This window comes from Dongia sp. (genome assembly GCF_041910485.1).
Taxonomy (GTDB): Bacteria; Pseudomonadota; Alphaproteobacteria; order Dongiales; family Dongiaceae; genus Dongia.
Genome location: NZ_JAYRQR010000047.1, coordinates 19489 through 37094, shown reverse-complemented (window position 1 = coordinate 37094; position 17606 = coordinate 19489). Strand labels below are relative to the sequence as shown.

Annotated in this window: 16 protein-coding genes and 1 tRNA gene; 13 read left to right on the top strand and 4 right to left on the bottom strand. The window is 60.0% G+C overall.

The genetic code is table 11. The annotated features are described in order from the left end of the window. The first annotated feature begins 2 nt into the window (after positions 1-2). The 11 genes from purQ (at position 3) to ACE3PP_RS14995 (ending at position 13784) form a co-directional block, all read left to right on the top strand. Positions 3-692, top strand: a complete 690-nt coding sequence (gene purQ / locus ACE3PP_RS15045; RefSeq protein WP_374383712.1) for a phosphoribosylformylglycinamidine synthase subunit PurQ — start codon at positions 3-5, stop codon at positions 690-692. Beyond that, on the top strand, positions 689-2893 hold the full coding sequence (gene purL, locus ACE3PP_RS15040; protein ID WP_374383710.1) for a phosphoribosylformylglycinamidine synthase subunit PurL: 2205 nt from the start codon (positions 689-691) through the stop codon (positions 2891-2893). The genes purQ and purL overlap by 4 nt, the downstream gene beginning before the upstream one ends. A gap of 18 nt (positions 2894-2911) precedes the next feature. Further along, a complete protein-coding gene (locus ACE3PP_RS15035; RefSeq protein ID WP_374383709.1) occupies positions 2912-3148 on the top strand; it encodes a BolA family protein in 237 nt (78 codons plus the stop codon). Between the two features lie 350 nt (positions 3149-3498). Then, positions 3499-3840: a Grx4 family monothiol glutaredoxin gene (gene grxD, locus ACE3PP_RS15030; protein ID WP_374383707.1), complete on the top strand. Its 342-nt coding sequence runs from the start codon at positions 3499-3501 to the stop codon at positions 3838-3840. A gap of 224 nt (positions 3841-4064) precedes the next feature. Then, positions 4065-5033, top strand: a complete 969-nt coding sequence (locus ACE3PP_RS15025) for an ABC transporter substrate-binding protein (RefSeq protein ID WP_374383705.1) — start codon at positions 4065-4067, stop codon at positions 5031-5033. 272 nt (positions 5034-5305) lie between these two features. Next, the gene (locus tag ACE3PP_RS15020; protein ID WP_374383703.1) at positions 5306-6211 is read left to right on the top strand and encodes a glycine betaine/L-proline ABC transporter ATP-binding protein; all 906 of its coding nucleotides are present in this window, start codon (positions 5306-5308) and stop codon (positions 6209-6211) included. Further along, positions 6208-8199: an ABC transporter permease gene (locus ACE3PP_RS15015; protein ID WP_374383701.1), complete on the top strand. Its 1992-nt coding sequence runs from the start codon at positions 6208-6210 to the stop codon at positions 8197-8199. The genes ACE3PP_RS15020 and ACE3PP_RS15015 overlap by 4 nt, the downstream gene beginning before the upstream one ends. After that, positions 8123-9013, top strand: coding sequence for a DeoR/GlpR family DNA-binding transcription regulator (locus ACE3PP_RS15010; protein WP_374383699.1), 891 nt, complete (start codon positions 8123-8125; stop codon positions 9011-9013). The genes ACE3PP_RS15015 and ACE3PP_RS15010 overlap by 77 nt, the downstream gene beginning before the upstream one ends. Positions 9014-9058: 45 nt before the next feature. Further along, positions 9059-11479, top strand: coding sequence for an FAD-dependent oxidoreductase (locus ACE3PP_RS15005; RefSeq protein ID WP_374383697.1), 2421 nt, complete (start codon positions 9059-9061; stop codon positions 11477-11479). Positions 11480-11489: 10 nt separating this feature from the next. Next, on the top strand, positions 11490-12413 hold the full coding sequence (locus ACE3PP_RS15000; protein ID WP_374383695.1) for a phosphotransferase: 924 nt from the start codon (positions 11490-11492) through the stop codon (positions 12411-12413). A 105-nt stretch (positions 12414-12518) separates the two neighbouring features. Next, complete coding sequence (locus ACE3PP_RS14995; RefSeq protein WP_374383693.1) at positions 12519-13784, top strand: hypothetical protein; 1266 nt, start codon at positions 12519-12521, stop codon at positions 13782-13784. Here ACE3PP_RS14995 and ACE3PP_RS14990 read toward each other — a convergent pair. Further along, positions 13781-14137, bottom strand: coding sequence for an EamA family transporter (locus ACE3PP_RS14990; protein ID WP_374383691.1), 357 nt, complete (start codon positions 14135-14137; stop codon positions 13781-13783). The two genes, ACE3PP_RS14995 and ACE3PP_RS14990, sit on opposite strands and share 4 nt — an antisense overlap. Before the next feature lie 69 nt (positions 14138-14206). Then, the gene (locus ACE3PP_RS14985) at positions 14207-14641 is read right to left on the bottom strand and encodes a hypothetical protein (RefSeq protein ID WP_374383689.1); all 435 of its coding nucleotides are present in this window, start codon (positions 14639-14641) and stop codon (positions 14207-14209) included. A gap of 242 nt (positions 14642-14883) precedes the next feature. Here ACE3PP_RS14985 and ACE3PP_RS14980 point away from each other — a divergent pair, with 242 nt between their 5' ends. After that, the gene (locus tag ACE3PP_RS14980) at positions 14884-15657 is read left to right on the top strand and encodes a class II glutamine amidotransferase (protein ID WP_374383687.1); all 774 of its coding nucleotides are present in this window, start codon (positions 14884-14886) and stop codon (positions 15655-15657) included. Positions 15658-15709: 52 nt separating this feature from the next. On the opposite strand, the gene ACE3PP_RS14975 is transcribed toward ACE3PP_RS14980, so the two are convergent. After that, positions 15710-15785 (bottom strand) — tRNA-Asn (locus ACE3PP_RS14975). A 266-nt stretch (positions 15786-16051) separates the two neighbouring features. Here ACE3PP_RS14975 and ACE3PP_RS14970 point away from each other — a divergent pair. Further along, complete coding sequence (locus ACE3PP_RS14970) at positions 16052-16777, top strand: sugar phosphate nucleotidyltransferase (RefSeq protein ID WP_374383685.1); 726 nt, start codon at positions 16052-16054, stop codon at positions 16775-16777. A 33-nt stretch (positions 16778-16810) separates the two neighbouring features. On the opposite strand, the gene xth is transcribed toward ACE3PP_RS14970, so the two are convergent. Then, the gene (gene xth, locus ACE3PP_RS14965; protein WP_374383683.1) at positions 16811-17605 is read right to left on the bottom strand and encodes an exodeoxyribonuclease III; all 795 of its coding nucleotides are present in this window, start codon (positions 17603-17605) and stop codon (positions 16811-16813) included. Position 17606 lies beyond the last annotated feature (1 nt).

Here is a 17606-nt window from a genome sequence, read left to right as displayed (position 1 = left end):
CCATGAAGGCAGCGATCGTCGTCTTCCCCGGTTCAAATCGTGAGAACGATGCCAAGGCCGCATTGACGCAGGCGATCGGACGCGAGCCGATCATGGTCTGGCATCGCGATACTTCTTTGCCGAAGGTCGATCTGGTGCTGGTGCCCGGCGGCTTCTCCTATGGCGACTATCTGCGCTGCGGTGCCATCGCCGCCAATTCGCCGGTCCTGCGCGAAGTGAAGGCGCGAGCCGAGCAGGGCATGGCGGTCATCGGCGTCTGCAACGGCTTTCAGATCATCACAGAGGCTGGCTTGTTGCCTGGCGTTTTGTTGCGCAATGCAAATCTGAAGTTCGTCTGCCGCAATGTCGGCCTTCGCGTCGAGACATCGAACTCTCGCTTCACTTCTGCCTACAAGAAGGGGCAGGTGCTCTCAATCCCTGTGGCGCACCACGACGGCAACTATTTTGCGGATGCCAAGACGCTCGACGAGCTTGAGGCGGAGGATCGCATTGCCTTCCGCTATTGTGGTCCCGAAGGCCGTCTCGACAGCAAATACAATCCAAATGGATCAACCCGCCATATCGCGGGAATCCTCAACAAGAAGCGAAACGTCTTGGGAATGATGCCGCATCCGGAAAATGCGATCGAATCCCTGCAGGGATCGACTGACGGCAAGGGCCTGTTCCAGAGCATGGTGGAGGCCGTGTCGTGAGTGCTGAACCGAAGATCACACCGGAAATCGTCGCGGAACATGGCCTGACCGCCGACGAGTACAAATTGGTGCTGGAGATCATGGGCCGTGAGCCGACGATGACGGAGCTTGGCATCTTCTCCGTCATGTGGTCAGAGCATTGCTCCTACAAATCCTCGCGCGTCCATTTGAAGAAGTTGCCGACCAAGGCGCCCTGGGTCATTCAAGGTCCGGGTGAGAATGCCGGCGTCATCGATATCGGCGATGGGCAGGCTGCCATCTTCAAGATGGAAAGCCACAATCATCCGAGCTTCATCGAACCGTATCAGGGCGCCGCAACCGGTGTCGGCGGCATCATGCGCGACGTGTTCACTATGGGCGCGCGGCCGATCGCCAACCTCAATGCTCTGCGCTTTGGTGAACCGGGCGACCCGAAGACCAAGCATCTCATCAGCGGTGTCGTCGCCGGTATCGGCGGCTATGGCAATTGCATGGGCGTGCCGACGGTCGGCGGCGAGGTCAATTTCCATTCCAGCTATAATGGGAACATCCTCGTCAATGCCATGACGGTGGGTCTCGCGGATACGAACAAGATTTTCTATTCGGCGGCTGCCGGTGTCGGCAATCCGGTGATCTATGTCGGTGCCAAGACCGGTCGTGACGGCATTCACGGTGCCACGATGGCGTCCGCCGAGTTCACCGAGGATTCGGAAGAAAAACGCCCGACGGTGCAGGTGGGCGATCCGTTCACTGAGAAACTGCTGCTTGAGGCGTGCCTTGAGCTGATGGCAACCGATGCCATCGTTGCTATTCAGGACATGGGCGCCGCTGGCCTGACGTCTTCTTCGGTCGAAATGTCGTCGAAGGGTGGCCTCGGCATCGAGCTCGATCTCGACAAGGTGCCGGTGCGCGAAACCAAGATGACGGCCTACGAGATCATGCTGTCGGAAAGCCAAGAGCGTATGCTCATGGTCCTGAAGCCTGAGGCACGGGACAAGGCGCGCGCGATCTTCGAGAAATGGGAACTCGACTTCGCCGAGATTGGCGTGCTCACCAATTCCGGCCATCTCGTCCTGAAGAAGGATGGCAAGGTCCAGGCCGATATGCCGGTCGCACCTCTGGTCGACAAGGCGCCGGTCTATGAGCGCCCGTGGGTTCCGACCCCGGCGCAGCCCGTCATCAATGCCAAGGACGTACCGGCACCGAACGATCTGCTGGGGGCCCTGAAGACGTTGATCGGATCGCCTGATCTCGCCAGTCGTCGCTGGGTGTGGGAACAGTACGACCACCTTGTCATGGGACAGACGGCACAGCGCCCCGGTGGCGATGCAGCGGTCGTGCGCGTGCCGGGCGTCCCCGGCAAGGCGCTCGCCATGACGTCCGATTGCACACCACGCTATGTCTTTGCCGACCCGAAGCAGGGCGGCGCCCAGGCCGTTGCCGAAAGCTGGCGCAACATCACGGCGGTCGGTGCAACGCCGCTCGCGATTACCGACAACATGAATTTCGGCAATCCGCAGCGGCCCGAAATCATGGGTCAGTTCGCGCTGTCGATCGAAGGCATGGCGGATGCGTGTCGCGCCCTCGACTATCCGGTGATCTCCGGCAACGTCTCGCTCTACAACGAGACCAACGGCAAAGGCATCCTGCCGACACCCACCATCGGCGGCGTGGGGTTGATGAAGAATATCGACCGCATGGCGACGGTCGCCTTCAAGGCGGAAGGCGAAACGGTTCTGGTCCTCGGCGAAAGCAAGGGCTGGCTTGGCCAGTCCATCTATCTGCGTGAAACGCAGGGTCGGGAGGAGGGCGCTCCGCCCCCGGTCGATCTGGCGGCCGAGCGTCGCAATGGCGATTTCGTTCGCGGGTTGATTGCTGCTGGTGAAATTGTGACCTGCCACGACATTTCCGACGGTGGCCTTCTCGTTGCCGTGGCCGATATGGCGATGGCGGGCGGGGTCGGTGTCACGCTGACAACGCCGCAGGGTGATGTGCCATCGCATGGCTATTGGTTTGGCGAAGACCAGGCGCGTTACGTGATCGCGGTGCCAGCCACGGCGGCAGCCAGTATCGAGGCGAAGGCCAAAGCGGCGGGCGTGCCGGTTGAAAATATCGGGCTGACCGGCGGTGTGGATGTGATTCTTGATGGGCGCAAAATGCCGATCCAGGATCTGAAGCAGTCTCATGAAGCATTTTTGCCGACCCTCATGGGCGCGGCCTGAGTTACGGGAGTTCCAGTCATGGCGATGGAAGCCAGCGAAATCGCACGCCTCATCAAAGAGGCGCTACCCGATGCGGAAGTGACGATCGAGGATCTGCGCGGCGACGGCGACCATTACGCCGCGCAGGTCATCTCGGCGGCTTTCGTCGGCAAGTCGCGCGTGCAGCAGCACCAGATCGTCTATGCCGCCCTGCGCGGCAAGATGGGTGACGAGTTGCACGCTCTGGCGCTGCAGACGTCAGCGCCGCTGGCATAGGCCACCACGAGACCCGCATCCCGGCTTTCACGCCGGTCATGCTGGCACCATTTACCGGTGCGCACGCCATCTGGCTGGAGCGAAGCAGCTTGGGGGATTTCCTGGACGGTCTGGCGCTGCAACGGGTCATGATCGCAGGTCTTGGAACCATAACCACAAATCCATTGTTGATTTGACGATGGTCCTTTTTCGCCGCCATTCGGCTGAGGTTTGAGATCTTTTCCCTCGCGCCCCTGCTGAGGCGGCGGCAAAATGCAGCACGGTCCGCAGGGCAGGTACTCAGCCTCGACAATTGACATTCATTTGGAATGCCGCCATATCGCGATCAAGGACAGCAAAGGATCCAAGCCATGAGCGACAATCCCGTTTTCGACCGTATCCGCGACGATATCGGCAGCAATGACGTGGTGCTTTACATGAAGGGAACCCCCGTATTCCCGCAATGCGGCTTCTCTGCCGCCGTGGTACAGGTGCTGAGCCATCTGGGCGTGAAGTTCAAAGGGATCGACATCCTGCAGGATCCGAGCCTGCGCCAGGGCGTGAAGGAATTCACCAACTGGCCGACCATTCCTCAGCTCTATGTGAAGGGCGAGTTTGTCGGCGGCTGCGACATCATCCGTGAGATGTATGAGTCCGGTGAACTGCAGCAGCTTTTCAAGGATAAGGGTGTCGCGTCGAGCCAGGCGGCCTGAGCCAAGGCACTTCAAGCCACATCTGACAAAATCGATTATGGCCGTCCCGCCGCGCGGGGCGGCCATTTTCTTTTGTGTGATTGGACCGGACGGTCAAATCCACATCGATTCCACGAATTTCGCACAATTGGCTTGCGAACCCGAAACGCCTATGGCTAAATTTTCAAACTAATACACAGCGCCCCGGCGAACGGGGCCAGTTGAGGCAAATCGGGAGACGTGGAATGACGATGACCTTCCGCCGCAAGGCGATGGGTGCCGCATTGGCCTTGGCCATCGGTGCCGGATTTGGTGCAATGCCCGCCACGGCCGAAGGGCCGGAAAGCACTGACCCAATCAAGATCGCACTCTTTGACTGGACGAGCGTCAATCTGAACGCGACCATCCTGTCGAAGATCCTGAAAGCGCATGGTTACAACACCGAATTGGTGACGTCGGACTATTTGGCGAGCATCCAGACCGGCTTGCGTACCGGCGATCTGACGATCGGCATGGAATATTGGGATACGACGGCGCGCGAAGCGATGGCCGATGCCGACGCCAGCGGCCAGACTGAGAATCTCGGTCCGATCGGCCCCAAGGCCAAAGAGGAATGGTGGTATCCCGAGTACATGAAAGAAAAGTGTCCGGGCCTGCCGAACTGGGAAGCGCTCAAGAATTGCGCCGAAGCCTTCTCAACCCCTGAAACGGCACCCAAGGGCCGTTACCTTGGCGGTCCGGTCACCTGGGGCGGCTTCGACGATGAACGTGTTGAAGCACTCGACCTGCCGTTCGAGGTCGTGCATGCCGGTACCGATGCCGCCATGTTTGCCGAACTTGAATCCGCTTATCAGCGCAAGGCGCCGATCATCTTGTGGATTTACACGCCGCATTGGGCGCCGGCCAAGTACAAGGGCGAGTGGGTGCAATTCCCCGAATGGACGCCGGAATGCTACAGCGACCCGGCCTGGGGAACCAACCCTGACAAGGCGTACGATTGCGGCAAGCCGCACGGCGAGATCTACAAATACTCTTGGAAGGGTTTTGCGGAAAAATGGCCGCTCGCCCACAAGATCGCCAAGAACATGAAGTTCTCCGACGATGAGATGAACGCGCTGATTGGCCAAGTCGACCTCGACAAGAAGTCCCTGGACGAAGTGGCGGATGCGTGGATCGCAGCCAATCAGGACAAGATCAAGCAGTGGGCTGAGTAAGCCCGGTTCCCTAGACTGGCCGGGCCCGTTCCGCGAAACGGCCCGGCCATTTCTTTGCTTGGAAGTACGCATTCTCGGATTTGAACATGGGACGGAACAATGGGCCGACGGACAATTCAGACAGGCGGCCGTCGGCTGGCATAGATGAAGAGCGCCGGGTAAAGCTCTCTTGCCAGAATGTTTGGAAGCTGTTCGGGAACGGGTCCGAACGGCGGTTCGATGCTGCCGATCTGGCCCGAAAGAATTCTGAGGAGCTGGGCGCACAAGGGTTGATGGCAGCGGTCCGCGACGTGACGCTGGATGTTCGCGAGGGTGAGATATTCATCCTGATGGGTCTCTCAGGTTCCGGCAAATCAACACTGTTGCGCTGCCTCTCGCGTCTTATCGAACCATCAGCCGGGGCCGTGATGTTCGATGGCGTGAACCTGCTGGACGCAGCACCTCAGGATCTGATCGAGATTCGCCGTCACAAGATGGGCATGGTCTTCCAGCATTTTGCCCTGCTGCCGCATCTCACTGTGATCGACAATGTGGCCTTCCCGTTGTCGTTGCAACGGGTCGGCAAGAGCGAGCGGATGCAGCGTGCTCAAGAGGTGTTGGAACTCGTCGGCCTTAAAGGCAAAGAGCTTAGATTCCCGAGGCAACTTTCCGGCGGTCAGCAGCAACGTGTCGGCATTGCGCGATCGCTCGCCGCAAATCCGGAACTCTGGTTCCTCGACGAGCCTTTCTCGGCACTCGATCCGCTCATCCGCCGGGAGATGCAGGTTGAATTGCAGCGGCTGCAGAGCGTACTGAAGAAGACGATCGTCTTCGTCACGCACGATTTCGACGAAGCCATCCGACTCGCCGACCGCATTGCCATCATGAAGGATGGTGCCGTCGTACAACTAGGAACACCGGAAGACCTGGTGCTCAACCCGGCCACCGACTATGTCGCCGAATTCACTGGCGACGTCGACCGGGCCAAGGTGGTCAGCGCTGGTCGTGTCATGCGCCCCCTGAGCGGCGTCGCCCTCGCTGGCGAGGTCAATGAACGAGACAAGATTGTCGCGATTGCGCCACGGATCATCGGTGCAGGCCAAGCCTTTGCGGTGTGCAACGCCTCTGGTGAGGCCTTGGGTGAGATAGATCCGGAAACCGTTCTCGGCATCCTTCTTGAGCGTGGTTCACGGCAATGAGTGTCGAAACGGCCGCGGGCGACATCGCCATTCGCCGCTCAAGTTGGCCGCTCATTTGGTTGGGCTTTGCTGTAGCCATTCTCATCGTCTGGCTCTTGCGCGACAGCTTGGGAGCGCTGGTCAAGTATCCGGACAAGCTGGAGCTCAATCTGGCAAAATGGATTGGCTTGGGTGCCAAATGGTTGGTGTCCCAGATTGACTTCGTCACGCGCGCTCTGGCGGGGGTGATCGAACTGCCGCTCAAAGCCGCCATTGCCCTGCTTGCAAAGGGCGTCCTGGCGCAGAACGACGCGATTCTATTTCCCCGCCTCTCATGGGTTGGAATAATCGGCGCTGCCGCGCTGGCTGGCTATGCCTATGGCGGCATTCGCACCGCGCTGACGGCATTTGGTTGTTTTCTCTACATTGCGCTCTTCGGCCAGTGGGACAGCGCCATGCTGTCCTTGGCCTCAGTCATCATCTGCGTGCCGGTAGCCGCCGCTTTCGGATTGGCCCTGGGTATCGCCTCGTTCCGCTATCCTCGCATTGCAATATGGGTTGTCCAGCCAATGCTGGATCTCATGCAGACGATGCCGACATTTGCCTATCTGGTGCCGGTACTGTTGCTGTTCGGCTTCGGACCGGTGCCGGCGCTGGTGGCGACGGTTATCTTTGCGGCACCTCCCATGGTCCGGGCGACCGTGCTGGCGCTGAGGCACGTTCCCGACGAAGTCATGGATTTCGGCAACATGGCCGGCTGCACGCCGCACCAGAAATTGTGGCGCATCATGTTGCCCACCTCGCGTGCCATGCTGATGGTGGGCGTCAATCAAGTCATCATGATGACGCTCAATATGGTCATCATTGCCTCCATGATTGGCGCGGGTGGCCTTGGCTTCGACATTCTCCTTGCCTTGCGCCAGGGCGATATCGGCCGTTCGGCCGAAGCTGGGCTTGCGATCGTCACATTGGCGGTTGCTCTTGATCGCATCAGTCAGGCGGCCGCCCAGGAACGCGCGCGGAGCGTGAGGCTTGTTGGTGAGTCCTTTGCGAAACGTCACCCGATTTTGATGGTAGGTCTCGTCTGGCTCGCGGCGACAACCCTGCTCAGCCTGTTCGTGCCCGCGTTTGCAAAAGTACCTGACGCGATAACGTTGTCTGTCGGCGGGTCGCTTGATGCCTTCGTGAAATGGATCAACGTCAACTTTTTCGATTTCATTGAAGCGATGCGCACTTGGCTTCTGCTCAACGTGATGAACCCGGTGAAAATCGGACTATTGACCGCACCTTGGGTCACAATCTGGGGGGCGCTGGTGCTTGCTGGCTGGCAGCTCGGTGGGCGCAAGCTGGCACTCCTGGTCGCTCTTCTCATCGCTTTCATGCTCGTGGCCGGGCAGTGGGAAAAGACCATGATCTCTGTCTATCTCTGCGGCATATCAGCCATCATAGCGGCATTGATCGGCATACCGATCGGTGCCTGGGCGTCCCGCAGCGATTGGGCAAATCGTCTTGTCACGCTGATTGTCGACACGCTGCAAACGATGCCGACCTTCGTCTATCTGATCCCGGTCGTCATGCTGTTCCGGGTGGGCGATGTCACCGCGATGATCGCTATCGTCTCCTTCGCCGTGACACCGGCCATTCGCTATACGGCCCACGGTCTGCGCAATGTCTCGCCACAGGTAATCGAAGCTGCACGGGCCATGGGGTGCACGCCGCGGCAGATACTGTGGCGCGTCCAGGTTCCGCTCGCATTGCCGGAAATCATGTTGGGCATCAACCAGGTCATCCTCCTGGCGCTCAGCATGCTTGTCATCACGGCGTTGGTGGGGACACGGGACCTTGGTCAAGACGTTTACATCGCCCTTACCAAGGCGGATCCGGGAAAAGGGATCGTTGCCGGCCTGTCGGTGGCGTTCCTCGGCATTGTCCTTGATCGGCTTGTTGCAGCCGGCGCGATGCGGGCAAGAGAACGGCTGGGCCTACAGGCCGTTGGCCAGCACATCTAGAGGGACTGGAATCATGTCGAATGATATTGAAGCCCTTTCCGACCTCCGCCTCAATCCGCGGCAGGCGCGGATCATGGAAGTGCTTCGGCGCGAGCGACTGCTGGCCGTCACGCAACTTGCCGAAACCCTTGATGTTTCGGGTGAAACGATTCGGCGCGATCTACGGCTTCTCTCGGCCAAGGGGTTGGTGGAGAAGAGTCACGGCAATGTGCGCTGGCGGGATCGCAGCGACGATCAGCCGCTGCAGCGGCGCATGCTCGACAACATGGCCGGCAAGCAGGCGATTGCCCGCGCTATCGCCGACGAAATCAGTGATGGCGAGTCAGTGTTTCTGGATACCGGGTCGACGAACACGTACGTGGCTCAAGCATTGAAAAGCCGACGCCATTTGACGGTCGTGACCAATTCGGCGCCGATCGCGCAACATCTCAGCACCGGCGAAGGCAATCGCGTCTACCTTGCAGGTGGAGAGCTGCGCGCCGACGACAGCGCCGCCTTCGGCCCGGCGGCCATTGCTTTCCTCCAGCAATTCATGGTGAAGACAGCAATCATCAGCGCATCCGGTTTGGATCCGGCTCTGGGTATTATGGACAATCATCTGTGCGAGGCGGAAGTCTCGCGGTCCGTACTGGGTCACGCCGAGCGGGTGATCGTGGGCGCCGATTACACCAAGTTCGGGCGCCACTGCCTGGTTGCGGCCTTCGGCTTCGATGTCGTCGATCTCCTCGTAGCTGACCAGATGCCGACCGGCCAACTCGGTGAGGCGATCGAGCGTCACGATGTTGAGGTCTTCATCGCCGAGATGGCTCAATAAGAAAACAGATCAACAATTACTGTCAGGACGGAGTGGGTTCAGAAGATGAGCGGTCGTCAGCATGCGGAAATTCTCATCATTGGCGCCGGTATCATCGGCTGCTCGATAGCCTATCATCTGACTCGGATGGGCAAGAAGGATGTCGTGATTCTGGAGAAGAGCGGCATCACGCATGGCGCCACATGGCATGCCGCGGGCCTCGTGGGGCAGTTGCGATCGTCCCGCAACGTGACCCGGATGCTGCGGCATTCGGTCGAGCTTTACGACAAGCTCGAAGCCGAGACGGGCATGGCGATCGATTGGAAAAAGTATGGCAGCCTTCGTCTTGCCTGCTCGACCGAACGTGAAATGGAAAACAAGCGTTCCCTCACCATGGCCAAGAGTTTTGGCCTCGAAATGCAGGAATTGTCGCCGAAGGAAGCACAGGACCTCTTCCCGATCATGAGCACGGAGGATGTGCGCTCTGCCGTCTACATCCCTTCCGACGGATATATCGATCCATCGGGCGTCTGCCAGGCTCTTGCCAAGGGCGCCAAGGATAAGGGCGCCCGCATCATCGTCGGCGAGCGTGTCACCGGCATGACGGTGGAGAACCGGCGCGTGACCACGGTCAAGACCGACAAGGGCGAATGGACTTGTGACCTTGTTGTCAACTGCGCCGGCATGTGGGGGCATGAGGTGGGGGAACTTGCCGGTGTCCGTATCCCCAGCTTCGCCGTCGAGCATCAGTATCTCCTCACCGATCCCTTGCCGGACGTGCCGAAGAAAATGCCGACCATGCGCGACCCGGACCATCTGGTCTATTACAAGCCTGAGGTGCGCGGTCTCGTGATCGGTGGCTATGAGCCCGACACGCTGCCATTTTCCCCAGGCGGCATTCCGAGGCATTTCGCGCAGGAGCTGCTGCCCGGCAATTTCGAGCGGTTCGAGATGCTGGCGAAGCTGGGTGGTAAACGGACTCCCATCATCAATACCGTCGGGGTGCGGGAACTCATCAACGGTCCGATTCCATATTCGGCGGATTCCGATTTTGTGATGGGCAAGTCGCCGGAGCTGGACAATTTCTTCGTCTCGGCTGGTTTCCTCTACGGCATCGCCGCCGGTGGCGGTGCCGGCCGGATGATGGCGGAATGGATCGTTGACGGGTCGCCCAGCCTCAATCTTTGGCCGCTCGATGTGCGGCGCTTCAATTTCCATCACAATACGCGCCATTTCATGTATCCGCGCGCCGTGGAGCTCTATGGCCATCATTACAAGCTGCATCGCCCAGGCGACGAGCATGAGACGATGCGCGGCATCCGGCGTTCGCCGCTTTACGAGACGTTGAAGGCGCGGGGTGCGGTGTTTGGGTCACGTGGCGGCTGGGAGCGGCCGAACTGGTTTGCGCCGGCTGGCGTCAAACCGGTGGATGAACCGGCTTTCGATCGCGCCAAGACCAACTGGTTCCAGCATGTGGGGGCCGAGCATAAGATTGTGCGTGGCGGTGTGGCGCTCATCGACCAGACCTCGTTTGCGAAGTTCGAAATCATCGGACCCGGTGCGGCGGCAGCATTGCAGAAGCTGGCTGTGTCGGACATGGACAAGCCCGTCGGCAGCACCGTTTATACCCAGCTGTGCAATGAGAAAGGCGGGATCGAAAGTGATCTGACCTTCTCGCGCCTGGCCCTGGACCGGTTCTATTTCGTCACCGGCAGTGCCTTTGGCCTGCATGACAAGCAGTGGATCGAAAGCCATCTGCCGCGTGACGGATCGGTACAGATCGTCGACGTGACGTCTGCGCGCGCCGTCATCAACATCTGCGGACCTAAATCGCGAGATGTCTTGGCGGAAGTGGCCGAGGAGGATGTTTCCAACGCGGCCTTTCCTTTCTCTACATGCCGTCAAATCACGGTGGGTGCGGCGCCGGTCCTTGCCATTCGCATCGGCTATGTGGGCGAGTTAGGTTGGGAGCTGCATGTCCCGACCGAATATGCCGCCCATGTCTATGAGGTGCTGCGGGCGGCCGGTGAGAAGCACAACATTGCCGACGTGGGTTACCGCGCCATCGACTCCCTGCGCATGGAGAAGGGCTATCTCTATTGGTCGTCCGACATTACGCCGGACTATACGCCGTACGAAGCCGGTCTGGGCTTCCGCGTCAACCTGAAGAAGGGCGACTTCATCGGCCGTGGGGCTTTGGCCAAACAGAAGGAAGCCGGCATCAAGCAGAAGCTTTGCACCTTCACTTTGGAGAAGCCGTTGCCGCTCTATGGTGGCGAAGCTGTCATTCATAATGGCAAAGTGGTCGGCGTCACCACCAGCGGCAATTTCAGCTACACCTATGGCAAGTCGGTTGCCTACGCCTACCTGCCGATCGAAATGAGTGTGGTCGAGGATTTCACCGTTGAATCGTTTACTGAGCAATCTGGGGCGAAACGGCATGATGGGCCGCTCTATGATCCCAAGAACGAACGCCTGAAGGCGTGAGGGGGCGAGGATGCAGGACGAAAAGATCATCGGCGATGCCATGCGCCGTATTCCCTTGCTGGCTGGACTCGGTGTCGGCGACATCACTGCAGAAAGGCTTGGGGGCCTCACCAATCGCAACTACCTTTTGGGCACGCCCAAGGGGAAGTTCGTTCTGCGCATTCCGGGCGAAGGCACCAGCGAGTATATTTCTCGGCACAATGAGGCACATGCTGCGCAGGTAACGTCGGATATCGGCGTCAACGCGCCGCTGGTCTATTTTGATGAGAGCGATGGCGTGCAGCTGGCGGGCTTTATCGAAGGGGCCCAGACGATGAATGTCGAGCGCTTCAAGGACCTGGGCTCCGTGCGGCGCTCGGCCGAAGCGTTGCGCAAGGTACACGGGAGCGGGAAGAGCTTCCTCAACCGTTTCGAACTCTTCCAGATGATCGATGAGTATCTTGCCATTCTGGAAAAGAAATCGGCGCCGCTCCCCGATGGCTATCACGATGTGAAGCGGGAGGCGGAAAGTGTGCGCAAGGCACTTGGTGCGCGGCCGCTTCCGATCGTCCCCTGCCATTGCGATCCGCTGGCGGAGAATTTCCTGGATACCGGGCGTGCCGTGCATGTGATCGATTGGGAATATGCCGGGAACAATGACCCGATGTGGGACCTGGGCGATGTCTCCGTCGAAGCGGCCTTCGGGCCGGAGCAGGACGAGGTCCTGCTCGAAGCCTATTTCGGTGGGCGTGTTCCTGCGGGCGATCGGGGGCGCATGGTTCTCTACAAGGCGATGTGCGACCTCCTTTGGACGCTGTGGGGCATCATCCAGCACGTCAACCAGAATCCGGCGGATGATTTCTGGGCCTATGCGGTCACGCGGTTTGAACGGTGCAAGAAATTGATGGGCAGTACCGGGTTCGGTGGGCATATCCAGGCCGTCGTCGACGGCTAAGGCATGCCGCTGCCGCAGGTCTGAATATACGTCAACAGCCTTGTCTTTTGTGCCGGCTTGCTCTCTCCTGGGCGCCAAGTAAACCAAGGTTTCGGGATAGCCGGCATGGACGATCGGGTTTCACCGCGAAAGGCTGCCATCGCAGCGCGCGTGTTTGATGATGGGCTTTTGGCCGAAGAGGCGCCGCTTATCGGCGTCATTGATACCGATGCGCTCTACAGCACGATCAACAATCTGCGGGCGAGCTTTCCCAATTTCTTCACCCACGCCTTCGCCGCCAAGGCGAACACCATGCCTGCTGTCCTCGACATGATACGGCGCTGGGGCATGGCCTGCGAAGTGGCGAGCCCCGGCGAATACCAGGCTGCTGTGCAAGCAGGCTTTACCGGTGGCGAGATCGTGTTCGACAGTCCCGCCAAGACGAATTGGGAAATTGATGCTGCGCTTTCCCACGGCGCGACCTTGAACATCGACAATTTCCAGGAACTGGCCCGGGTCGATGGCTGGCTCGCGAAGAAATCGTCGCGCTCGATTATCGGCCTGCGCATCAATCCGCAGGTGGGCGGCGGTGCCATTGCGGCCATGAGCACGGCAACATTGAGCTCTAAGTTCGGCATTGGGCTTGAGGATGGCGACAATCGGCAAAGGCTCTTCGATGCCTATGCGGCGCGACCCTGGCTGACGGCGCTTCACACCCATGTCGGTTCGCAGGGGTGTCCCCTCGACCTCATTGCGGCTGGTATCGCCAAGACGTTCAATCTGGCGCGCGAGATCAACACGCGGCTCGGCCGCAAACAGATCACGACGGTCGATATCGGCGGTGGCCTGCCGGTGAATTTCGCCAGTGAAGAAGTGACGCCGACCTTTGCCGACTATGTCGCGGTGCTGCGGCAGGCCGTGCCCGATCTCTTTGCCGGCGAGTTTCGGATCATCACCGAATTTGGCCGTGCCGTCCTCGCCAAGGCTGGCTTCATTCTGGCGCGCGTCGAGTATACGAAGGAGCAGGGCGGGCATCCGATCGCCATCACCCATGCCGGCGCACAAGTGGCTACGCGCACCGTCTTCATGCCCGAAATGTGGAAGCTCCGTGTCTCGGCGCTCGATGCGCGCGGCCGACCGAAGAGCGGTGCCAAGATTGCCCAGGACGTCGCCGGGCCATGTTGTTTCGCCGGTGATGTCGTAGCCCATGCGCGACCCTTGCCGCTGCTGGAACCGGGCGATTTCGTCATGTTGCACGACACCGCCGCCTATTACTTCTCGACCCCCTTCGTCTACAACAGCCTGCCGGCCATCCCCGTTTATGGGATATCGGGCGCCGACGGCGCGCTGGAAGTCACCGAATTGCAGAAGGGCGGAACGCTCAGTTTCTAACGGGCGACCACCAGCAGCCCGGACACGATCAGCGCGATGCCGATGGCATGGCGCCAGCCGACACTTTCGCCGAAAAAGAACGCAGCGCTGAGCGGGACCAGAACGAAGCATAGCGCATTGAAGAGAACCGCGGTCGACAGCGGCACGCGTTGCAGGATGGCAACCCAGAGGACGGTGGCGACGCCATAGAGGATCAGTGCCATCCACAGCCAATGATTTGTGATGAGGAGGCGCACATCGCCGATGCCACTGATGGTGCTCGAACTCTGCGCCGCCTTCTTGAACAGCAATTGTCCCGACGACAGGATCGCGACATAAAGGCCCAAGGCGGCCAGCATTTCCTTGCCGATCACGGCGTTCCCCCAACACGACGCTTGCTGGGGCGGAGTCTGAAGGAAGGGTGGTTCCGCCGCAAGCCGCGTTTAGGAGGCGGGGAGGGGTGCTGCCGCCGGGCTTTCCGCCGTCGTCGGCACGCAGGCGCGGATCGCCGCATCGGCGCGGTGCCAATTGTCCCGCGCCATGTCCGGGAAGACCCCGCTCACCTGATGCGTCGGCCAATAGAGGTCGCCGTTATAGAACTTCACCAGTGACTTGTTGTTGGGATGCGGCTCGACCGTGACGAAGGCGATGAGGCCGCCGCGCGGTGCATAGACGCTGATCTCCGCCTTCGGCCCGAAGAAAAGCAGGTCAGGGGCGGCCCCCCGGAACTCGTTGGCCAGAGCCTGGGCGAGGCAATTGGCCATGGTTTCCGGCGATTGGTCGACCCGGGCGGTGATGTCCGGCTTGGCGAGCATGTCGGTCGAGGTGCAGGCGGCGGTGCCCAGCAGCAGGACCAGGGAAGCGAGCAGGGGACGCATGGACGGTTCCTCGGCAGAAAGTTTGTCCCCAACGAAGCATGCGGCATGCCAGCGTGGGAGTGAAAGGCGGGCTGCCCTTATCCCTTTGATATCTCTTTAACTATTTTACAGATAGCGTTGTAGGAATGAGATGCTGCCCGCTTCGTCGGGTATGCGGCACGCAAATGAGGGGTTGCCGTGACGGTGTATGTGTCGATTTTGCCGGGTTCCCGACTGCGGCAGATCCTTCAATGGGGTGTTTCATGTGCCGTTGGCTGACCTATTGCGGCGAGCCGATCTACCTCGACAGCGTGATCTTCGAGAAAGAGAACTCGCTCATCCACCAAAGTCTCAATGCGCGCCGCAGCCACGTCACCACGAATGGGGATGGATTCGGCATCGGCTGGTATGCCGAACGGCCGGTTCCGGGGACCTACCGGGACATCCTGCCGGCCTGGAACGATGCCAATCTTCGCTCGATCGCGCATCAGATCCGCTCCGGCCTGTTTCTGGCGCATGTCCGCGCTTCGACCGGCACGGCGACATCGCGGGCCAATTGCCATCCCTTTGCCCACGGCAAATGGCTGTTCATGCATAACGGCCAGGTCGGCGGCTACGACCGCATCCGCCGCAAGCTGGAGGCTCTGGTCGACGATGCCTATTACGTGCATCGTCTGGGGACGACCGACAGCGAACTCATTTTCTACCTGATGCTCTCTCTGGGGCTCGATCGGGACCCGCTGGCGGCCGCGCAGAAAGCAATGGGGCTCGTGGTCGGCTTGATGCGCGATGCCGGTATTGCCGAGCCGCTGCGCTTTACTTCCGTCTTCACCGATGGCGCCGGAATCTACGCGGTCCGATTTGCCACCGACGAGGCGCCGCCCTCGCTCTTCTGGCGCTATGAGAACGACCAGTTGCTGATCGTCTCCGAACCGCTCGATGACGACCAGCGTTGCTGGCACGAAGTGCCGGCTGGGCAGATGATGGTGACCGAGCGCAACACAAGGGTCGACATGGTGCCGTTCCTGCCGGCTTGAGCCCAATAAAACAAACGGGTCGGAAACCTTGTGGCTTCCGACCCGTTCGAATTGGCTCCTCGAGCTGGACTCGAACCAGCGACCTGCGGATTAACAGTCCGACGCTCTACCGACTGAGCTATCGAGGAATAAACGCTGCCCTCGACCGCGAGGTCCGGCGCGTTGGGCCAGCATATAGCAGAAGCCCCGCGCCGATGCCAAGACCTTTCTTCATCTTTTAGCTGGGCTGCAACAGGCTGATTTCAATACGAATTTTACGGCAGCGAATTGTCGCACCAATCCCCTGCGGGGGTTGACAGGGGCGCTTCGATCCCTAATTCTCCGGCGCCAATTCCATTTCAAATCAGTGATGTCCGGGCCGCCATGTCCGGGCATGTCAGTCATCGGAGATTCCATGAAGGCCGTCATTCTGAGCGCGGGCCAAGGTTCGCGACTGTTGCCGTTGACCGAAGGTCGGCCGAAATGCCTGTTGCCGCTCGGCGACAAGACGCTGATCGAATGGCAGATCTGGGCGCTGACTCAGGGCGGCGTCGACGATATCGCCGTGGTCGTCGGCTATCATGCGCAGGATGTCGTGGCGCTCCTGAAGAAGCTCGAAGGGCCGAAGCTGAAGATTCGCACGATCTACAATCCCTTCTACAAGCTCGCCGACAACCTCGCCTCCTGCTGGATGGCGCGGCACGAGATGAACAAGGATTTCGTCATCCTCAACGGCGACACGGTGATCGAACCGAAGATCTTCCAGAAGCTGATGTCGAGCCCCGCCGCGCCGATCACTGTCACGATCGACAAGAAGGAATCCTACGATTCCGATGATATGAAAGTGCATTTGAAGGGCACGCGGCTCCTTGAGATCGGCAAGACCCTGCCCGCCGAGCGCACCAACGGCGAATCGATCGGCATGCTGCTTTTCCGTGGCGAAGGCCCGAAGCTCTTCACCGACACGCTCGATACGCTCATGTACACGCCGGAAGGGGTGAAGTGGTGGTATCTGCGCGCGATCGGTCAGATCGCCGAGCACCATCAGGTCGAGACCTGCAACATCGAAGGCAGCCTCTGGGGCGAAGTCGATTTCCCGGCCGACCATGCCCGCGTTTCTCAACTCGTGACTGAGTTCTGAAGATCCGGCGCGACCGCTGAAAGGCGGTTGCGATCAGACTTGCAAGTCAACCCAGATCGGCGTGTGGTCGCTGGGCTTTTCCTTGCCGCGCGGTGAGCGGTCGATCTCGCAGGCAGCGAGGCAATCGGCCGCCTGCGGTGACAGAAGCAGATGGTCAATGCGCAGGCCGTTATCGCGCTGCCACGCGCCCGCCTGATAGTCCCAGAACGTATAGCGATGCCCCTCGGGATGCAGATGCTGGAAAGCGTCCGTATAGCCGAGGTTGAGGATCTCCCGGAACTTCGCCCGTGTCTGCGGCCGCGCCAGCGCATCCTCCGCCCAAGCGGCGGGATCATAGACATCGCGATCGGTCGGAATGACGTTGTAATCGCCGCCAAGCACCACCGGCTCTTCCAGCTTCAGCAGTGCAGCAGCGTGCCGCTTCAGATGCGTCATCCATTCCAGCTTGTATGGATACTTTTCGCTTTCGACCGGATTGCCGTTAGGCAGGTAGATCGTGGCGACCCTGATCTGATTCCATTTCCCGGGCGAAGGCACGTCGACCAAGGCTTCCAGATAACGCGCCTGCTCGTCCGCTTCATTTCCGGGCAGACCCTTCTGCACCACCTTGAACGGCGTCTTCGACAGGATGGCGACGCCGTTATAGGTCTTCTGGCCAAGCGCCTCGGTGTGATAGCCCAGCGCCTCGATTTCTAGGCGCGGAAACTCGGCCGTCGTGCATTTGATTTCCTGGAGGAGGGCGACGTCGGGCGATGCGGCCTTCAGCCAATCGGTGACGTTCGCCAGCCGCGCGCGCAGCGAGTTGACGTTGAAGGTCGCGATCTTCAAG